Origin of the sequence: Shewanella atlantica, from assembly GCF_003966265.1 — a bacterium.
GTDB lineage: Bacteria > Pseudomonadota > Gammaproteobacteria > Enterobacterales > Shewanellaceae > Shewanella > Shewanella atlantica.
Genome location: NZ_RXNV01000004.1, coordinates 251231 through 269865 on the forward strand (window position 1 = coordinate 251231; position 18635 = coordinate 269865).

Consider the following 18635-nt stretch of genomic DNA (forward strand, 5'->3'; position numbering starts at 1 on the left):
ATATCCTTAATCTTTAATGAATTTATAATTAATTATTTTATTTTGAGCTAAATCATAAAACTTCTGGTTTGTATCAGGACTATCGAGTCCGCCTACTTGATAATCGAACTCACCGGTTTTAAGAAAATCCAATTGAGCACGGATCTCCCGCCCGACCTGTTCTCGCCCTGTGTATAGACAGGTTTTAAACCCCATCTTTTTAGCGAGCACCAGATACTCGCTTAACTTCTTCGGTTGCCACTCTCCACCAAAGAACAAAATACAGCTGACATAGCCCTGATATTGTTTGAGGTAAACTTTGTAACGCTCCTCATTCAGCGGCTCGCCATACTCTTCATTCCAAAGCTCTGTCGAGTGGCACCCTTTACAGCCAACATCACAACCGGTAATGCTAAACAGCAATGAGATCTCACCGGGAACCTCTTGCATGACGACTTGAGCGGGCAGAGAGTTGAACATACTCACACCTATATATAGTGCTTAAACAAAAAACATACACAAGATATAGTAGGCTGTGAACATGCAATATGGAGAACTCTTGATTTTGGTCAAACTTCAATCAAGTATTTTAATTTTGATTAAATTGATGATGGGATCGGCTTGCAGTCATGCAATAAAGCAACTAGGGAAGGCAAAAGACTCTACACTCAGATAGCTTAAAAGGGCGTTAAGCTTGTCCTAAAAGAGCCTGATTCAAGCAGCCTGGTTCTGCATTTAATGACTTAAAAACAAGCACCATTCCCTCACGCATTCGCCTCGAATTAGTTTGCCATTAAAAACTCTGAGTAGATTACTTTCTAATACCGATTGGTATTAGTATGAGAGTCTGTTTAACTAGGTACTTAGCCTCCTTCGGATGCAGAGCGGCATCAAGGAGCAGACATAAGAAGATCAAGCAGAATAAGCAGCAGGGAGCTGAAAATGGAAGTAACAGTCAGACACACAGAGCCTAAAGACTTTATCGGTATACAAGCCCTTTATGCTCAACCAGCCGCCTATTCGGGTACGCTGCAACTCCCCTATCCTTCTCAGCAATCGTGGGAACAGAGACTGGCGTCTGCGGATAAAGACAGTTACAGTCTGGTCGCTGAGGCCAACGGGGTCATCGTCGGTCAGATAGGCATGCAGCTCATGAGTTCTCCACGCCGCAGACATGTCGGGAATATAGGTATGGCCGTCTGTAGCAATCAACAAAACCAAGGCATTGGCGCTAAACTGTTGGCGGCTATGATTAATCTTGCAAACAACTGGCTGAATGTGACGCGAATTGAACTCGAAGTCTACACAGATAATGAGGCCGCTATCGCTCTGTATGAGAAGTCCGGCTTTGTGAAAGAGGGAACTGCAACCAATTACGCCTTTCGTGATGGCCGTTATGTCGATGCCTATCTTATGGCGAGAGTGTCCCGCTAGCTCCCAAAAGGAAAACAAGCTCAACGTATTAGCATTATTGAAGCGTTAGCTGTTAACGGCATAGAGTTTGAGGGATAAAGAAGAATGATGACGACATTTACGATTAGCAGGCTGCATACAACACAAGGGATCTACCGATTGTCCGGTGAGTGGACCATGAGCGATAGCAGTAACGGCAGCTTGAGTAATGGTCTCAATATTCACACCATAGATGTCATGGGGACAGATGGTTGGCTTGCCCTGAAGCAAGAGAGCAATACAGAACTTATCGATAAGCTCAGAGATGAGATAGTGCTTCACCTGCAATCGAAACAGTAGAGCCCCGCTGAAGTTAATAGCACTAAAGTTAATAGCGCTGAATTATTGCCCACCCCATGGCGGTTAGATGGCTGCCGGACGATTGAAGAGCCTGTCTATTGAGGAAGCAGAAATAAATTAAAACGCTTCGAACTGCCTCGCCATCCGCTTTATCTGCTCCAAAGGAACACCATGGCTATTACGGCCGGCGCACACGGCTTGATGCGCCTCATCTTGAGGATCACCAATTAACACATAACGAACCCGATAGCCCAGCGCCTTAGCCGCCGCTTCATAGGCCATCGCCTCCCAGCGAGCCAGGTTGGTATTGTCACAGATGACAATCGGCACGCTGACAGATAAGGCTTGTATAAACCCGGTCAGATTACGCTGGTGATACTCGGAGAGTCGCTTGCTATCGAAGCAGTACACTCCATCGAGGTAAAACTGGCTATCAGTTGAAAAAAGTCCCGAGCGCCAAACCCTGTCGGCGACATCAGCTTCCTGCCCGGAGATAAACTGATCGACCCAATGGGACTTACCGCTTCCGGGAAGCCCGCGCATTATGATGGCCAGCTTTAAAGGCTCACTCGACTCTATTGGCTGTTTATGACTGACAACGGGTTCCATCAGTTGGCATTATTTATCAGAGCAGGAGCAGGCTTATCATCCTGATCGCTAATAATATTACCCGACAATATTTTGTCGACTAATTCCGGCAAGATGGCGCTGGCCTTGCCCTGAAGGTGATATTGAAACTGACTATGACGATCCGCAGCCACTAAGTTTACCTCAACGGTTTGTGCACCATGATGGTTGGCCGTATCCACAAAGCCTGCCGCCGGATAAACCGAACCAGATGTACCGATAGCGATAAAGAGGTCGCAGGTATCCAGTGCATGTTGAATTCTATCTAACCCGATTGGCATCTCTCCAAACCACACGACATGCGGGCGCAGCCTCTGGGCCGGAATACAACAGGTACAGGTATGCTCAGGGCCGAAAGGATCACGCAGCAGAAAGGTTTGTCTGGAGCGCGGACAACGTCCCTTAGATAGTTCACCGTGCATATGCAGCAAGCGGCGGGAGCCTGCCCGCTCATGGAGATCATCGATATTCTGAGTTACAACTAACAGATCACCATCAAATTCTTGCTCGAGACGGGCAAGTGCTGTGTGTGCTTTATTGGGTTCGACATCACCACTATGGAGCTGCTGCCAGCGATTATTGTAAAAATCTTCGACTAACTCAGGATCTGCTGCATAGCCCTCCGGCGTTGCGACATCTTCAATTTTATGCTCTTCCCATAGCCCATCCTGGTCTCTGAATGTTCTCAAGCCCGACTCGGCTGAAATTCCAGCCCCGGTTAATACCACTATCTGCCGATACATCTTCAGTCCTTATAATTATTGTCACGTCAAACGGCTCACACCCATTTAGCCTACCAATATTCACGTCAAAAACAGATTAGACCCGTTAACCAAAGGTTCTGCCGGATCGATACCAGCCTATGACCGGCTCGTTTATGGGGGCAACTGCAATTCTGCCTAAAATTCTCTCTCTGGCATATTGGTCATTAGTATATACCCAAGCTACCTCAAGATGCTCGTTTCAGAGCTCCCGTAGGATAGCTGAACAAGGCAGTGATTGAGAGAATGGTTATTCCCTTGTTGATAGCACTAACACAGTGCAGTTATTCTACGGGAGCTCCCGCAGGGCAAGGCGAGAAGCAACATTGTTCTACGTTATGAAATATTGAATGAGAATAACTAGTCCTACTATTTCATGTCTTGAACTCTGTCACTTCTCGACATGCTGAATTCTGCATTTTGAAGTGGTTTGGGTATAAACCTAAGAATAACAATACAAAATGTAAGCTTAAAAAACAGGTTTTATCGACATTATGAGGGAGTTTTATACAATTTATTTATTTAAGCAGTCAGAAAGCAAGATCAAAGGTTTATGTTTTCAATTTGTACACATATAATAGATTCCAGTATTCACAAATGAACCGATATTGGCTTGGCTAATGGTTCTGCAATCAAGAGATTAGTAATGACAGATGGAAATCTAGCGCTAAAGAAGGCGGGTTTAAAAGTTACCTTACCACGAGTCAAGATCCTAGAACTGATGCAAGGACCGGAAAATCAGCACATCAGCGCAGAAGATCTGTACAAGACGTTACTCGATATTGGTGAAGAGATAGGTCTTGCAACCGTATACCGCGTACTGAACCAGTTTGACGACGCAGGTATCGTGACACGTCACCATTTTGAGAGTGGTAAAGCCGTATTTGAACTGGCTACTCAGCATCATCATGATCATCTGGTTTGTCTGTCTTGTGGTAAAGTTATCGAGTTTTCAGATGATGTCATCGAATCTCGCCAAGACGAAATTGCCATGAAACACAACATTAAGCTGACCAACCATAGCTTATACCTCTATGGTGTTTGTACTAATGATGAGTGCGATCACGGCGACACCTGATAGTTGAGCCCGAACCTGTTGCAGTAGTCCCGGTGACTACGATATAAAAACCAGCTTTGTGCTGGTTTTTTTATGCCTACCGTTACCTCCCCTCCTTTTTATAACAGTATCCATAACCAAAAGCTGAAACTAAACACGCTAAGCAAGGTAGACAAGACTACTGCGCTACCCAGCGTCGATTGCTGCTGTTTCAGTTGACTCGCAATCAAGTAGGCATTCACCCCCAAAGGAGATGCGCTCATTAATACCACGAGTGACACCTGCTGATGATCCAAATACAGTAGATACTTCCCAAACAGGTAAACCATAGCCGGTAAAAGCAGTAACTTAACTATGCTGGCGAGCAAAGATGCGTACCAATCATCGGCGACGCGATAGAAGCTGAGATTTGCCCCCAGTACAAACAGTGCACACGCTAAAGCGGGCTCGGAGATAAGGGTTAATGTCGCCAACAGGTCCTGATGGATCGGCAAAGTGATGGCATTACACAGCAGGCCCGCAGAAATACTGAGTACCACAGGATTAAACAGTATCGAGCCGGTAAAATTTCTCCATGAAAAGCCATCGGCAGAGCGCTTTGACGCCAGTATAAATGTTAATGCAAACAGCAGAGCGCTATGGAAGGTGATGATGGCGAAGACATTACCCATCATCTGCTCGCCCAGCGCCGCAATGATCACCGGCAGGCCAACCAAAATCGTATTGGAGTAGCTGCATCCTAGGGCAAATACGCCGCTGCTTGCATTGGAGCCCCCTCTTCTGTCTATAAGGTAGCGGCTGAGCAGGAAACCACAAAGATAAACACCGAGTACCGGCAGGTAAAATGCGGCCAACACCTTAATATCGAAACTCGTTTCTAAAGGTGCCCGATACATGTTTAAAAACAGAAAGACGGGAATACTCAGATTGAAGGCAAACTTACTAATCCCACTTATCTGAGCTTTGCTGAAAAATTGAAAATGCGTCACCCAGTAACCAAGAAGCACCATAGAGAGGAGCGGAAATATGATAGAGATAATTGTCATCGGATGGCCGGGTAGATGTCTAAAATTTGACAAGCGCTAAGGGGAAAGTTAGCTAAAGCTAACAAAAAAGGCGCCAGTGGCGCCTTTTTTAATGAGTGGTAAAGATTACCAACCCGTCTTAGTACGTAATGCTGTGCCGATTTCAGCAAGTGAACGTACTGTAGTCACGCCTGCGGCTTCAAGAGCAGCAAACTTGTCTTCAGCCGTACCTTTACCGCCAGCGATAATCGCGCCGGCATGGCCCATACGCTTACCTTCAGGTGCTGTAACACCTGCAATGTATGAAACAACAGGCTTAGTCACGTTAGCTTGGATATATTCGGCCGCTTCTTCTTCAGCAGTACCACCAATTTCACCAATCATTACGATTGCTTCAGTTAGCGGATCATTTTGGAACATCTCCAAAACGTCGATGAAGTTAGTACCGGGAATTGGGTCTCCACCGATACCAACACAAGTAGACTGACCAAAACCTTCATCGGTAGTCTGCTTAACCGCTTCATAAGTAAGCGTACCAGAGCGAGAAACAATACCAACTTTACCAGGCTTATGGATGTGACCAGGCATAATACCAATCTTACACTCACCCGGAGTGATAACACCCGGACAGTTAGGACCGATCATGCGAACGCCAGTCTCTTCAAGCTTAACTTTAACCTGAAGCATATCTAAGGTTGGGATCCCTTCAGTGATACAAACGATGAGCTCAATGCCACCGTCAATCGCTTCAAGAATCGCATCTTTACAAAATGGTGCCGGTACGTAGATAACAGTCGCTGTTGCACCTGTTTCAGCTACGGCATCTTTAACAGTATTAAATACCGGAAGACCCAGGTGAACCTGACCGCCTTTCCCTGGTGATACACCGCCGACCATCTGCGTACCATAATCGATAGCTTGCTCAGAGTGGAAAGTACCTTGACCGCCAGTGAAACCCTGACAGATAACTTTAGTATCTTTATTGATTAAGATAGACATTATTTGCCCTCCGCAGCTTTAACAACTTGCTCAGCTGCGTCAGTTAGACTTGTAGCTGCGATGATATCAAGATCAGAACTTGCCAGTACTTCACGACCAAGATCGGCGTTAGTACCTTCAAGGCGAACGACAACAGGTACGGTTACAGCCACCTCTTTAACTGCGCCGATAATACCTTCAGCGATCATGTCACAACGAACGATACCACCGAAGATGTTAACCAATACGGCTTTAACATTGTCATCTGACAAGATGATCTTGAATGCTTCAGCTACACGCTCTTTAGTCGCTCCGCCGCCAACATCGAGGAAGTTCGCTGGCTTGCCACCATGTAGGTTTACGATATCCATCGTACCCATAGCCAGGCCTGCACCGTTAACCATGCAGCCGACGTTTCCGTCTAGTGCAACATAGTTAAGTTCAAACTTAGCCGCATGAGCTTCACGAGCATCATCTTGTGATGGATCGTGCATGTCACGGATTTTCTCTTGACGGAACAATGCATTACCATCGATACCAATCTTACCATCGAGACAGTGAATATTGCCTTCGTCAGTAATCACTAATGGGTTGATTTCAAGCAGTGCAAAATCATGATCTTCAAACATTTTCGCTAAACCCATAAAGACTTTAGTGAATTGCTTCATTTGAGTCGGGTTTAGACCTAGCTTGAATCCAAGATCACGTGCCTGGTATGGCTGAGGGCCCGTTAGAGGATCGATGATGGCTTTGTGAATAAGCTCTGGCGTTTCTTCAGCCACAGTCTCAATTTCAACACCACCTTCGGTAGACGCCATAAACACAACACGACGTGTTGAACGGTCTACAACGGCACCCAGGTACAATTCATTCGCAATGTCAGTACAGCTTTCGACTAAAATTTTAGCGACTGGCTGTCCTTTCTCATCAGTCTGGTAAGTCACTAAGTTCTTACCTAACCAATGTTCAGCAAATGCTCTGATCTCTTCTTTAGAGCCTGTAACTTTAACGCCACCTGCTTTACCACGGCCGCCTGCGTGTACTTGACACTTAACAACCCACATATCTCCGCCAATACGGCCTGCCGCTTCAACAGCTTCTTGAGGTGTGTCACAAGCGAAACCTTCTGACACTGGTAAACCATATTCGGCAAATAGGGCTTTAGCCTGATACTCATGCAAATTCATGATGATCTATCCGTATACTTCTTATCAAATCCAACTGGCTCTTTTGGGGCCAGTAACGAGGGTATTTACTCATTATCTCATCGAGATAATGAGTATGGTGTCACTGCGCTATTTTTATAAATCAAGCAGTAAACGAGTTGGGTCTTCGAGGAAGTCCTTAATGGCAACCAAGAATCCAACAGACTCACGGCCATCGACAATACGATGGTCATAAGATAGTGCCAGGTACATCATAGGCAGGATTTCAACCTGCCCATTGACTGCCATTGGGCGATCTTTAATGGCATGCATGCCTAAGATTGCGCTTTGTGGCAGGTTAAGAATTGGTGTAGACATTAGTGAGCCAAATACGCCACCGTTAGTCACGGTGAAGTTACCGCCGGTCATGTCGGCTACAGTTAGCTTACCGTCACGGCCTTTGATGGCTAGCTCACGAACGTTACGTTCGATATCGGCCAGACTCATAGTATCTGTGTCACGAAGTACCGGTGTTACCAGACCACGAGGCGTAGATACCGCGATACTCACGTCGAAGTAGTTGTGATACACCAAGTCATCGCCATCGATAGAGGCATTAACTTCAGGGTAACGTTTCAGTGCTTCTGTCACAGCTTTTACGTAGAAAGACATAAAGCCTAAACGAATACCATGGCGCTTCTCAAAGATCTCCTGGTACTGCTTACGGATATCCATGATTGGCTTCATGTTCACTTCGTTAAACGTCGTCAGCATAGCCGTTGAGTTTTTAGCTTCTAGCAGACGGTTAGCAATCGTCTTACGAAGACGCGTCATAGGAACACGCTTCTCGCTACGCTCTGCTAACGGTGCTACAGCAGCTGGTGCGCTTACCGGAGCCGGCGTTGCTTTGGCATTTTTAACGAAAGCTTCGACGTCTTCTTTACTGATACGACCACCAACACCTGTACCTTTGACCTTGCTTGCATCGACATTGTGCTCGGCAATCAGGCGGCGTACAGAAGGGCTTAGAGCGTCATTAGAATCTTCTGTAGCTTCCGGAGTCGCGGCTTCGGCTTCCGCCTTAGTCACTTCCTGCCCTGCAACTGCGCCGGCAACAAATTTAGCGATAACGGCTTCAGCAAGGACTGTGTCCCCCTCTTCGGCCAAAAATTCCGCTATTTGACCATCTTCAGGGGCCACAACTTCGAGTACAACTTTATCAGTTTCGATATCAACCAAGTTTTGATCACGAGAAACTTGTTCACCAGCTTGAACATGCCAAGTAGCAATAGTTGCATCGGCAACTGATTCTGGCAATACGGGTACCTTAATTTCGATACTCATGGGGAGCTATCCTTTTAAATTATCTATTACTACAGTTTTAATGCGCTATTAATCAAAGATTCTTGTTGCTGAGCATGCAATGCCGGGTAACCACATGCAGGAGCAGCAGAAGCTTCACGACCGGCATAAGTTAACTGGGCACCTGCTGGAATTGAGCTCCAGAAGTGATGCTGACTACAGTACCAGGCGCCTTGGTTTTGAGGCTCTTCCTGGCACCAGACAAAATCTTTGACGTGCTGATAATCGGCCAAAATCGTTTGCATATCGTCATGAGGGAACGGATATAACTGCTCCACACGAACGAGGGCGACATTAGTAACATTCTCTTTGCGACGTTTCTCTAATAGTTCGAAGTAAACTTTACCACTACAGAAAACCACACGGTCAACGTTAGCACTATCTAAGCTTTCCATCTCAGGAATGATGTTCTGGAAGCTGCCTTGGGCAAGCTCTTCCATACTAGATACAGCTAATGGATGACGCAGCAGTGATTTTGGAGACATCACAACGAGCGGACGACGCATAGGTCTGACAACCTGACGACGAAGCATATGGTAAACCTGCGCCGGAGTAGAAGGCACACAGACTTGCATGTTGTGATTAGCACAAAGCTGTAGGAATCGTTCCAGTCGAGCACTCGAGTGCTCCGGTCCCTGACCTTCGTAGCCATGAGGCAGTAACATAGTCAGACCACAAAGACGGCCCCACTTCTGCTCACCCGATGACAGGAATTGATCGATAACCACTTGAGCACAGTTGGCAAAGTCACCAAATTGCGCTTCCCAAAGCGTTAATCCACCAGGCTCTGCCGTAGCGTAACCATATTCGAATGCCAGAACAGATGCCTCAGACAATACTGAATCTGTAATGTCGATAGGACCCTGCTCATCGGTAATGTTGCGGAGCGGCATGTATGCCGTCGCATCATTTTGATTATGCAGAACCGCATGGCGGTGGAAGAAGGTACCACGACCTGAATCCTGACCTGTGATTCGAATGCGTTTCTTATCTTCAAGAATAGACGCATAAGCCAGAGTCTCTGCAAAGCCCCAATCGAGGAGTTTTTCACCGGTAGCCATCAAGGCCCGATCTTTGTAAATTTTGGCTACACGGGACTGAAGCTTATGACTTTCAGGCACATAGCTGATCTTTTCGGCTAAATACTTGATACGCTCCATCGACATCTGAGCAGGATATTCATCATCCCACTCTTTGTTGATGTAAGGAGACCAGTCAACCGAATGCAATGTCATAGGACGCCATTCAGACACGACACAATCACCGTGGTCGAGTGCATCTCGATAATCGTTGATCATAGAGGTGACATCGTCGGCAGCCAAGGTCTGCTCTTCTATCAGTCTATCGGCATAGATCTTACGAGGCGTTGGATGCTTCTTAATTTTAGCGTACATCAATGGCTGAGTCGCACTGGGCTCATCCGCTTCGTTATGACCATGGCGGCGATAACAAACCAGATCGATAACTACATCGCGCTTAAATTCGTTTCGATAATCGACAGCAAGCTGAGATACGAAAGCAACAGCTTCAGGATCATCCGCATTAACATGAAAAATCGGTGCCTGTACCATCTTAGCGATATCGGTACAGTACTCAGTTGAACGTACGTCTTCAGTCAAGTTAGTCGTAAAACCAACCTGATTGTTAACCACAATTCGAATACTACCGCCGACCTTGAAGCCACGAGTTTGAGACATGTTGAATGTCTCTTGAACTATGCCTTGACCGGTAATGGCTGAATCACCATGAATAGTGATTGGTAATACTTTTAGTCCCTCTTCACAGCCGTGGCGGTCGAGTCGAGCGCGGACTGAACCCATGACAACCGGGTTCACGATCTCCAGATGAGATGGGTTAAACGCCAATGCAAGGTGAACGTTTCCGCCCGGCGTTTCAAAATCAGATGAGAAACCTTGATGGTATTTAACATCGCCTGAACCATTAAGTGCATCGCTATGTTTACCCGCGAATTCATCAAACAGTTCTGAAGGTTTTTTGCCTAATACGTTGATAAGTAGGTTGAGTCGGCCTCGGTGAGCCATACCAACAACCACTTCTTTAGTGCCGGCTTCGCCCGCACGATAGATTATCTCACGCATCATAGGCACTAACGCATCACCACCTTCCAGTGAGAAACGTTTTGCACCGGGGAACTTAGCACCCAGATACTTTTCCATACCTTCGGCGGCGTTTAAGCCGGTTAAGATACGTGTTTTAACGGATTTGTCGTAATTAGCTCTACCTAAAGAGGGCTCTAACCTTTGCTGTATCCAGCGTTTCTCATCGGTATCGGTAATGTGCATGTATTCAGCACCGATAGAGCCACAATAAGTCGCTTTAAGGGCTTTAACAAGTTCGCCAAGCTGCATAGTGTCTCCACCATGAGCAAATGAACCGGTATTGAATTCACGCTGCATATCTTCGCCAGTTAAACCATGGAAGGCTGGATCCAGTTCAGAGACCTGATCACGTTTCCAAAGCTCCAGAGGATCTAAATTAGCATTCTGGTGACCACGGAATCGATGAGCGTTGATCATCTGTAGGACTTTAACTTGCTTAGCATCAACTTCCGGATCTGTCACTCGGGCAGAGCCCTTCTGACGACCTTCGAGCGCTAAACTACGAAAATAATCACGTACTTTAGAGTGAGTTGCTTCCGGCAGATCTTTCGATGCGCCATTCGCGTAAGGGAGGTTATCAAACACCACTTGCCAGTCTTGAGAAACAGACTGAGGGTCTTCTTGATAGGCTTCATACATCTCTTCTACATAGGTCGAATTAGCACCACTTAGGTGTGATGATTCGAGCCAGGCTTTCATGATGCCTTGGTGCATTTCTATTCCTTTCAAACTTTATACACTGTATTAGCCAAAGTCTTAAATGTGCACTCTTTGAGTTCAAACAAGAAGTACACAATCTGTGCCGCCCGAGAGCGATATACTGTAATTCCTTTACATAAAAGAGCCACTTCCCAAATGAGAAGTGACTCCATCCGAGCTATATTATTATTGCTTTTAGCTCTTTATCTTGCATTTACACTGCTCTCTTCAGCAACATAGACTTGATATGTCCGATTGCTTTGGTTGGATTAAGGCCTTTAGGGCAGACATCCACACAATTCATGATGCCGTGACAACGGAATACGCTGTACGCATCGTCGAGTTCAGATAAACGCTCTTCAGTTGCTGTATCACGGCTATCGATCAGGAAGCGATAGGCGTGCAATAAGCCGCTTGGTCCGATAAATTTATCGGGGTTCCACCAGAAAGATGGACAAGCGGTCGAACAACAAGCACACATGATACATTCATATAAACCATCTAAATGTTCACGCTCTTCAGGAGATTGCAGATGTTCACGCGCCGGCGTTTTTTCATCATTAATCAAGTAAGGCTTGATCTTCTCATACTGCTTGTAGAACTGTGATAAGTCTACAATAACATCACGAACAACGGGCATTCCAGGCAGTGGTCTGATCTCTAATTTTTTACCTTTAAAAGTAGAGATTGGCGTGATACACGCCAGACCATTTTTACCGTTCATGTTCAAGCCATCGGAACCACATACACCTTCACGGCATGAACGGCGGAACGCTAACGTTGGATCTTGCTCTTTCAGAAGAATCAAAGCATCAAGGACCATCATATCGGAACCTTCTGCCACTTCTAATGTGTAATCCTTCATGTAAGGCTTAGCGTCTACATCAGGATTATAGCGATAAACTGCGATATTCAAATTCATCTCAATTTCCTTAGTAAGTACGCTTAATCGGCGGGAATGCATCACGAAGCTTAGGCTCCATGTTTACAGCTCGGCGATCCATCTCTTCGGTTGCCGGGTCAAACAGGCTGTGACACAACCAGTTCTCATCATCACGGTCCAGATAATCTTCACGTGAGTGCGCACCACGACTCTCTGTTCGATAGTTTGCCGCATAGGCTGTGGCTATCGCCGTTGCCATCAGGTTATCTAACTCTAAACACTCAATACGCTGAGTGTTGAACTCGGTTGAGTTGTCAGACAACTTAGCATTTTCCAGACGCTTACGAATTGCTTTAAGCTCTTTCAAGCCTTCAGCCATCGCGTCGCCGCTACGGAATACTGAGAAGTTAAGCTGCATACAAAGCTGCAGATCTTTACGGATTTGAACAGGGTCTTCACCGTCTTTATTGCCTTCCCAACGATTGAGACGCTCAAGGGATTTAGCAATATCAGCCTCTGTCGCATCGATAGGTGTTGCAGTCTCATCTAAGGCTTTACCTAAGTGTTGACCTGCTGCGCGACCGAAGACAACCAAATCGAGTAGTGAGTTACCACCTAAGCGGTTGGCGCCATGTACTGATACACAGGCAATTTCACCGACAGCGAATAGACCAACGACGTCACTCTCGCTGCCATCAGCGTTCTTACGCAGCACCTGACCGCTAACTTTAGCCGGTAAACCGCCCATCATGTAGTGACATGTAGGAAGTACAGGAATAGGACCATCTGCGGGATCGATATGAGCGAAGGTACGAGAAAGCTCACAAACACCAGGAAGACGCGCTTCCAGTGTCTCTTTACCTAAGTGATCCAGTTTAAGCAGACAATGCGGACCTAATGGGCCATCGAGACCACGACCTTCACGAATCTCTGTCATCATCGAACGTGCAACCACGTCACGAGATGCTAAATCTTTCGCATTAGGAGCATAACGCTCCATGAAGCGCTCGCCGTCTTTGTTCAGCAGGTATCCGCCTTCACCACGACAACCTTCAGTCACAAGTACACCCGCGCCGGCGATACCGGTTGGGTGGAACTGCCACATTTCCATATCTTGCATCTGTACACCGGCACGCATCGCCATACCAACACCGTCACCGGTATTGATGTGAGCATTAGTGGTAGAGGCGAAGATACGCCCTGCACCACCCGTTGCCAGAACTGTCGCCTTAGCCTTGAAGTAAACAATTTCGCCACTTTCGATATCGATTGCAGTACAACCTACGATTGCGCCATCATCATTCTTAACTAAATCGAGGGCATACCACTCGGAGAAGACTTCAGTCTTGTGCTTAACATTTTGCTGGTAAAGACAGTGTAGAAGCGCATGACCCGTACGGTCAGCCGCTGCTGCGGTACGTGCAGCCTGTTCACCACCAAAGTTCTTGGATTGACCGCCGAAAGGACGTTGATAAATTTTACCATTTTCGAAGCGAGAGAAAGGCAGACCCATCTGCTCAAGTTCGATAACCGCTTCCGGACCGGTTTTACACATAAACTCAATGGCTTCCTGGTCACCGATAAAATCGGAACCTTTAACCGTATCGTACATGTGCTGTTCCCAATGGTCTTCATGAGCGTTACCTAACGCAACGGTGATACCACCCTGCGCAGATACCGTATGAGAACGTGTCGGGAATACTTTAGATAACAGCGCACAGCTCTTACCCTCTTTAGAAATCTGTAATGCGGCTCGCATACCCGCGCCACCAGCGCCGATAACAATTGCATCAAATTCGCGAACTGGAATACTCACTTAAACACCCCACACTATCAAAATGCCTGCCGCCAAATATGAGAAGGCAGCTACGACAAAAACAAACTGAAGTACACCACGTAGAGCCAGTGGCTTGACATAGTCCGTAAGTACTTGCCAGATACCAATCCACGAGTGAATTAACACCGAGACCAGGGCAAGTAAGGTGAAGACTTTCATCGGCAATGCGCTGAATAAACCATGCCATGCGTCATAAGTCAGTGGAGAGCTACACGCAATAAATCCAACCAGGAAAATGGTGTAACAGGTCAGGATAATTGCACTTGCACGTATAAGAATAAAGTCATGGACACCGCTGCGACCAAGACTTGCTGCGTTAGTTACCATACCCAAATCCCCACTATGATTGAAAACACGATTGACAGTGCAAACGCGACTTTTGCTGAAGCTATGCCTGAGGCCAACTCTTCCCAGCGTCCGGTATCCATTATCAAATGGCGAACGCCAACGATAAGGTGATAACCGAGAGCGGTAAGAATTCCCCAAATGACAAACTTAACCAACAAATTATCAAAAAGAGATTGTGTCGCTGCGAAACTCTCAGGAGATGCTAAAGATTCATTTAACAACCAGATAAGAATACCGACAGCAAACAGCATGATGACACCGGATACACGGTGAAGGATGGACGCAATCGCTGTTGCAGGGAAGCGAATGGTCTGCAGATCTAAATGGACAGGTCTTTGCTTTTTCACGTTCTGCTCACTCTGCTCAATTGAGCTATATTTTTGTTATACGAAACGCTTTCGTTCAATTTTTAACTGTGACACAGGTCACAATCAAGGTCTGCGCAAAAGAAAAGTTTAAACAAACAATTAACAATTTAGATCTCACTAATTAAGCGCGTAAAAAAGTATTAACTAAATAGTAATGAATGCAGCTCTGTAGAGCCGGAGCAAGTATACAAGGGGCAAATGTCAAATACAAACATCACATTATGCAAATTTTGTTTTTTTGGTAAAAAAATCTGCCAAGCTGCTGTTCTATCATGGGGTTTGAGCAAAATAAGACCATGGTCTAACGAATTTAAACACTTATTTAAATTGAAATGTGATCTAGATTCACTGTAAAGTATTGTCGTTTGATAAGCCGCACTCACATAAGAATGAAGTAAGGAGAACGGGTATGGCTGATAATATAGCCAAATTGGAACTACCAGGGAATGAATCAATCGATCTGCCGGTCAAAGAAGGCACGGCGGGATTTGATGTTATTGACATCAGTAAGCTAGGTAGTAAAGGTCACTTTACCTTCGATCCAGGATTTCTCGCAACAGCTTCCTGTGAATCAGCAATTACCTACATTGATGGCGACCAGGGGATACTGCTTCATCGCGGTTACCCAATCGGTGATTTAGCCGTTGATTCAGATTATTTAGATCTTTGTTATTTGCTTCTCTACGGAGAGTTACCATCTAAAACTCAGTATGAAAAGTTTTGTCATACTGTAAAAAACCATACTATGGTGAACGAACAGCTTGCAGCCTTCTTCCGAGGTTTCAGACGTGACGCTCACCCAATGGCAATGCTTTGTGGCGTAACCGGAGCGTTATCTGCGTTCTACCAAGATTCCTTGGATGTCAACGATGAGCGTCACCGCGAAATCGCTGCATTCCGTCTTGTCTCAAAAATGCCGACAATCGCAGCCATGTGTTACAAGTACTCAATCGGCCAACCATTCGTTTATCCACGTAATGATTTGAGCTATGCAGGTAACTTCCTCAGCATGATGTTTGCTGTTCCTTGCGAAGAGTACAAGGTTAATCCTATCGTTGAACGCGCTATGGATCGTATCTTTATTCTGCATGCCGATCACGAGCAAAATGCATCGACATCTACCGTACGTTTAGCCGGTTCTTCCGGTGCTAACCCATTTGCATGTATTGCAGCGGGTATTGCATCACTTTGGGGACCTGCTCACGGCGGAGCCAACGAAGCGTGTCTGAAGATGTTGGAAGAGATCGGCAGTGTTGACCGTATTCCAGAGTTTATTGCACGCGCTAAGGATAAAGAAGATCCTTTCCGTCTGATGGGCTTCGGACATCGTGTTTACAAGAACTTCGATCCACGAGCTAAAGTGATGCGTGAGACCTGTCATGAAGTCTTAGGTGAGTTGAAAGTTAACGATCCACTACTTGATGTTGCTATGGAACTCGAACGTATTGCTCTTGAAGATGAATATTTCGTCTCCAAGAAGCTGTATCCTAATGTTGATTTCTATTCAGGTATCATCATGAAGGCTATCGGTATTCCAACAAGCATGTTCACCGTACTATTCGCACTCGCACGTACTGTCGGTTGGATTGCTCACTGGAAAGAGATGCTGGATCAGCCTGGTCATAAGATCAGCCGACCTCGTCAGCTTTACACCGGTGCTGCAGAGCGTAATTTTGTATCGAAAGAGAATCGTTAAAAACAGGTTTTAGAGGCTAAAAGTTAGTATCTAGAAACTAAAGATAAAAGGCACTCACTGGGTGCCTTTTTTGTTACTTATCAGTCTGCATGTTCACTCTGATATGGTTCGCCCTGGTACGTACTGTCGGTTGGATTGCTCACTGGAAAGAGATGCTGGATCAGCCTGGTCATAAGATCAGCCGACCTCGTCAGCTTTACACCGGTGCAGCAGAGCGTGATTTTGTATCGAAAGAGAATCGTTAAGCAAAAGGTTCAGAAACTAGAAGTTAGGCTCTAGGACCTAAAAAAAGGCACTCGATGAGTGCCTTTTTTGTATCTGAAGTGTGCTCAATGCGAGTGACCTTAATCACCTATACCCAAGCTACCTCCCTAAGGGCAATGCGAGAAGCCACATTTTCTGCTTTGTGAGACATTGAATTCGAATAACTAGTCCTGCTATTTCATGAAGACCACCACGAATGGTGGGAATGTCTTTACTGCAGGAGCAATTAACGACCTTGATTCTGTCACTTCTCGACATGCTGATTCCTGCATCTTGAAGTGGTTTGGGTATAATCACTCGACTTTTTTCCGGTCAAAGCAACCATAAAACAGATTTGTATTTTCATCATGACCTATCCATCCCCCACCAAATTTATCTGAACAATTGGTATTACTAATCGTTGTGCTCAGAGGTGCCGTTATTGCTCATGTACATTTTGTTGCAATTAGACTTATTTCAGTCATCCATTTAGGCGTATATCTCTCTATAGTCAAAAACATCATTTTTTAAACATTTTCGCTACAAAGTTTGCATTAGAGTTAACCCCAACTCTACTTTAGAATTTAAAGCATTGAATTACAAAGGTTAAACACTTTGGCACGACTTGTGCACTATTGATGTTAATTGGATCAAAAAACATAGGTAAACTTACATGGACTCTCTCAACAAACGCGCTAATAACTGTTTCAAAATCGCCCTCCCTTTACTATTAGCCGCCGTATTAAGTGCCTGTGGGGCAGAAGAGGAAGTTAAGGAAGAGGAAAAATATGCGGTACCGGTTGAAACGACAACCGTCATCCAGGGTGATGTATCCTCATTTTACAGTACGACAGCAACCCTAGAAGCTCCACAAGAAGCTAACGTAGTCACACGTATTTCCGGTTTAATCGAAAGTATTAACGTCGAAGAGGGAGACCGGGTCACCAAGGGGCAACTCCTTGCTGTTATCGATGCTAAGAGACAGAGATTTGAACTCGCCCGTTCACAAGCCGAAGTTGAAATTATCGAGCAGGAGCTAAACCGTCTCAAGAAGATGAGCAACAAGGAATTTTTCAGCGCCGACTCTATGGCCAAGCTCGAGTACAACCTGCAGGCCGCTATCGCCAAGCGAGATCTAGCCGCACTTCAGGTTCAGGAAAGTATGGTTCGCTCCCCTATCGATGGTGTAATAGCGACGCGATTTGTCAAAGCAGGCAATATGGCAAAAGAGTTTGAAGAACTGTTTTATGTTGTCGACCAGGATGAGCTCTACGGCATCGTTCACCTGCCAGAGCAACAACTACAGAGTCTTCGTTTGGGTCAAGACGCTCAAATATTTGCTAACAAGCACACAGATGAAACGGTACATGCCAAAGTGCTTCGTATCAGTCCGGTCGTCGATGCCCAAAGCGGCACGTTCAAGGTGACCCTTTCGGTGCCAAATCAAAAAGCCACCCTGAAGGCCGGTATGTTCACACGTGTTGAGCTTAGGTATGACACACACATTAATGTTATTACCGTTCCATATAACGCCGTGGTTAACCAGGATAATGAGTTTGCCCTGTATGTGATAGATGGCGACAACGCGAATCGCCGCGCGGTCTCCTTAGGTTACCGTGAGGCGGATACCGTCGAGATAGTCGATGGTATCGAACCCGGTGAACAGATCGTCATCAGAGGCCATCAGAACCTGAAAGATCAATCCCTTGTCGAAGTGATTGGCTCATTAGACTTAGCATCTGCAACTAAATAACG

At 45.9% G+C, this 18635-nt stretch carries 18 protein-coding genes; 6 read left to right on the forward strand and 12 right to left on the reverse strand.

Annotated features, from left to right (window positions below; all coding sequences use genetic code 11):
• Window positions 1–6 precede the first annotated feature (6 nt).
• Window positions 7–459: an anaerobic ribonucleoside-triphosphate reductase activating protein gene (gene nrdG, locus EKG39_RS12345; protein ID WP_126506049.1), complete on the reverse strand. Its 453-nt coding sequence runs from the start codon at window positions 457–459 to the stop codon at window positions 7–9.
• A gap of 462 nt (window positions 460–921) precedes the next feature.
• Between nrdG and EKG39_RS12350 the strand changes: the two genes are divergently transcribed.
• Together EKG39_RS12350 and EKG39_RS12355 are read left to right on the forward strand one after the other, a co-directional pair.
• Window positions 922–1413, forward strand: a complete 492-nt coding sequence (locus EKG39_RS12350; RefSeq protein WP_126506050.1) for a GNAT family N-acetyltransferase — start codon at window positions 922–924, stop codon at window positions 1411–1413.
• An 84-nt stretch (window positions 1414–1497) separates the two neighbouring features.
• Entirely contained in the window at window positions 1498–1731 is a 234-nt protein-coding gene (locus EKG39_RS12355; RefSeq protein ID WP_126506051.1) for a hypothetical protein, read from the forward strand.
• 117 nt (window positions 1732–1848) lie between these two features.
• On the opposite strand, the gene EKG39_RS12360 is transcribed toward EKG39_RS12355, so the two are convergent.
• Window positions 1849–2340 (reverse strand): AAA family ATPase, encoded by a 492-nt coding sequence (locus tag EKG39_RS12360; protein WP_126506052.1) that lies wholly within the window; start codon window positions 2338–2340, stop codon window positions 1849–1851.
• Window positions 2340–3101, reverse strand: a complete 762-nt coding sequence (gene cobB, locus EKG39_RS12365; RefSeq protein WP_126506053.1) for a Sir2 family NAD+-dependent deacetylase — start codon at window positions 3099–3101, stop codon at window positions 2340–2342. Before cobB ends, EKG39_RS12360 begins: the two co-directional genes overlap by 1 nt.
• A 664-nt stretch (window positions 3102–3765) precedes the next feature.
• On the opposite strand from cobB, the gene fur reads away from it, so the two are divergent.
• Window positions 3766–4197, forward strand: a complete 432-nt coding sequence (gene fur / locus EKG39_RS12370; RefSeq protein ID WP_126506054.1) for a ferric iron uptake transcriptional regulator — start codon at window positions 3766–3768, stop codon at window positions 4195–4197.
• A gap of 98 nt (window positions 4198–4295) precedes the next feature.
• Here the strand turns inward: fur and EKG39_RS12375 are convergent, their stop codons facing one another.
• The 9 genes from EKG39_RS12375 to sdhC form a co-directional block, all read right to left on the reverse strand.
• Window positions 4296–5222 carry an AEC family transporter gene (locus EKG39_RS12375; protein ID WP_126506055.1) on the reverse strand — a complete coding sequence of 309 codons (927 nt, stop codon included), beginning with the start codon at window positions 5220–5222 and terminating at the stop codon, window positions 4296–4298.
• A gap of 105 nt (window positions 5223–5327) precedes the next feature.
• Complete coding sequence (gene sucD / locus EKG39_RS12380; RefSeq protein ID WP_126506056.1) at window positions 5328–6200, reverse strand: succinate--CoA ligase subunit alpha; 873 nt, start codon at window positions 6198–6200, stop codon at window positions 5328–5330.
• On the reverse strand, window positions 6200–7366 hold the full coding sequence (sucC, locus tag EKG39_RS12385) for an ADP-forming succinate--CoA ligase subunit beta (RefSeq protein ID WP_126506057.1): 1167 nt from the start codon (window positions 7364–7366) through the stop codon (window positions 6200–6202). Before sucC ends, sucD begins: the two co-directional genes overlap by 1 nt.
• 114 nt (window positions 7367–7480) lie before the next feature.
• Window positions 7481–8668 carry a 2-oxoglutarate dehydrogenase complex dihydrolipoyllysine-residue succinyltransferase gene (gene odhB, locus EKG39_RS12390; RefSeq protein WP_126506058.1) on the reverse strand — a complete coding sequence of 396 codons (1188 nt, stop codon included), beginning with the start codon at window positions 8666–8668 and terminating at the stop codon, window positions 7481–7483.
• A 29-nt stretch (window positions 8669–8697) separates the two neighbouring features.
• Window positions 8698–11520 carry a 2-oxoglutarate dehydrogenase E1 component gene (gene sucA / locus EKG39_RS12395; RefSeq protein ID WP_126506059.1) on the reverse strand — a complete coding sequence of 941 codons (2823 nt, stop codon included), beginning with the start codon at window positions 11518–11520 and terminating at the stop codon, window positions 8698–8700.
• A 199-nt stretch (window positions 11521–11719) separates the two neighbouring features.
• Complete coding sequence (locus EKG39_RS12400) at window positions 11720–12427, reverse strand: succinate dehydrogenase iron-sulfur subunit (RefSeq protein WP_126506060.1); 708 nt, start codon at window positions 12425–12427, stop codon at window positions 11720–11722.
• A gap of 10 nt (window positions 12428–12437) precedes the next feature.
• Window positions 12438–14204 carry a succinate dehydrogenase flavoprotein subunit gene (sdhA, locus tag EKG39_RS12405; RefSeq protein WP_126506061.1) on the reverse strand — a complete coding sequence of 589 codons (1767 nt, stop codon included), beginning with the start codon at window positions 14202–14204 and terminating at the stop codon, window positions 12438–12440.
• Complete coding sequence (gene sdhD / locus EKG39_RS12410; RefSeq protein WP_126506062.1) at window positions 14205–14552, reverse strand: succinate dehydrogenase, hydrophobic membrane anchor protein; 348 nt, start codon at window positions 14550–14552, stop codon at window positions 14205–14207.
• A complete protein-coding gene (sdhC, locus tag EKG39_RS12415; RefSeq protein WP_126506063.1) occupies window positions 14546–14941 on the reverse strand; it encodes a succinate dehydrogenase cytochrome b556 subunit in 396 nt (131 codons plus the stop codon). Before sdhC ends, sdhD begins: the two co-directional genes overlap by 7 nt.
• Before the next feature lie 409 nt (window positions 14942–15350).
• On the opposite strand from sdhC, the gene EKG39_RS12420 reads away from it, so the two are divergent.
• The 3 genes from EKG39_RS12420 to EKG39_RS12430 all read left to right on the forward strand — a co-directional run bounded on the left by EKG39_RS12420 (window position 15351) and on the right by EKG39_RS12430 (window position 18633).
• The gene (locus tag EKG39_RS12420) at window positions 15351–16637 is read left to right on the forward strand and encodes a citrate synthase (protein ID WP_126506064.1); all 1287 of its coding nucleotides are present in this window, start codon (window positions 15351–15353) and stop codon (window positions 16635–16637) included.
• Between the two features lie 89 nt (window positions 16638–16726).
• The gene (locus EKG39_RS12425) at window positions 16727–16882 is read left to right on the forward strand and encodes a citrate/2-methylcitrate synthase (protein ID WP_126506065.1); all 156 of its coding nucleotides are present in this window, start codon (window positions 16727–16729) and stop codon (window positions 16880–16882) included.
• 671 nt (window positions 16883–17553) lie between these two features.
• On the forward strand, window positions 17554–18633 hold the full coding sequence (locus tag EKG39_RS12430; RefSeq protein WP_126506066.1) for an efflux RND transporter periplasmic adaptor subunit: 1080 nt from the start codon (window positions 17554–17556) through the stop codon (window positions 18631–18633).
• Window positions 18634–18635: the final 2 nt, after the last annotated feature.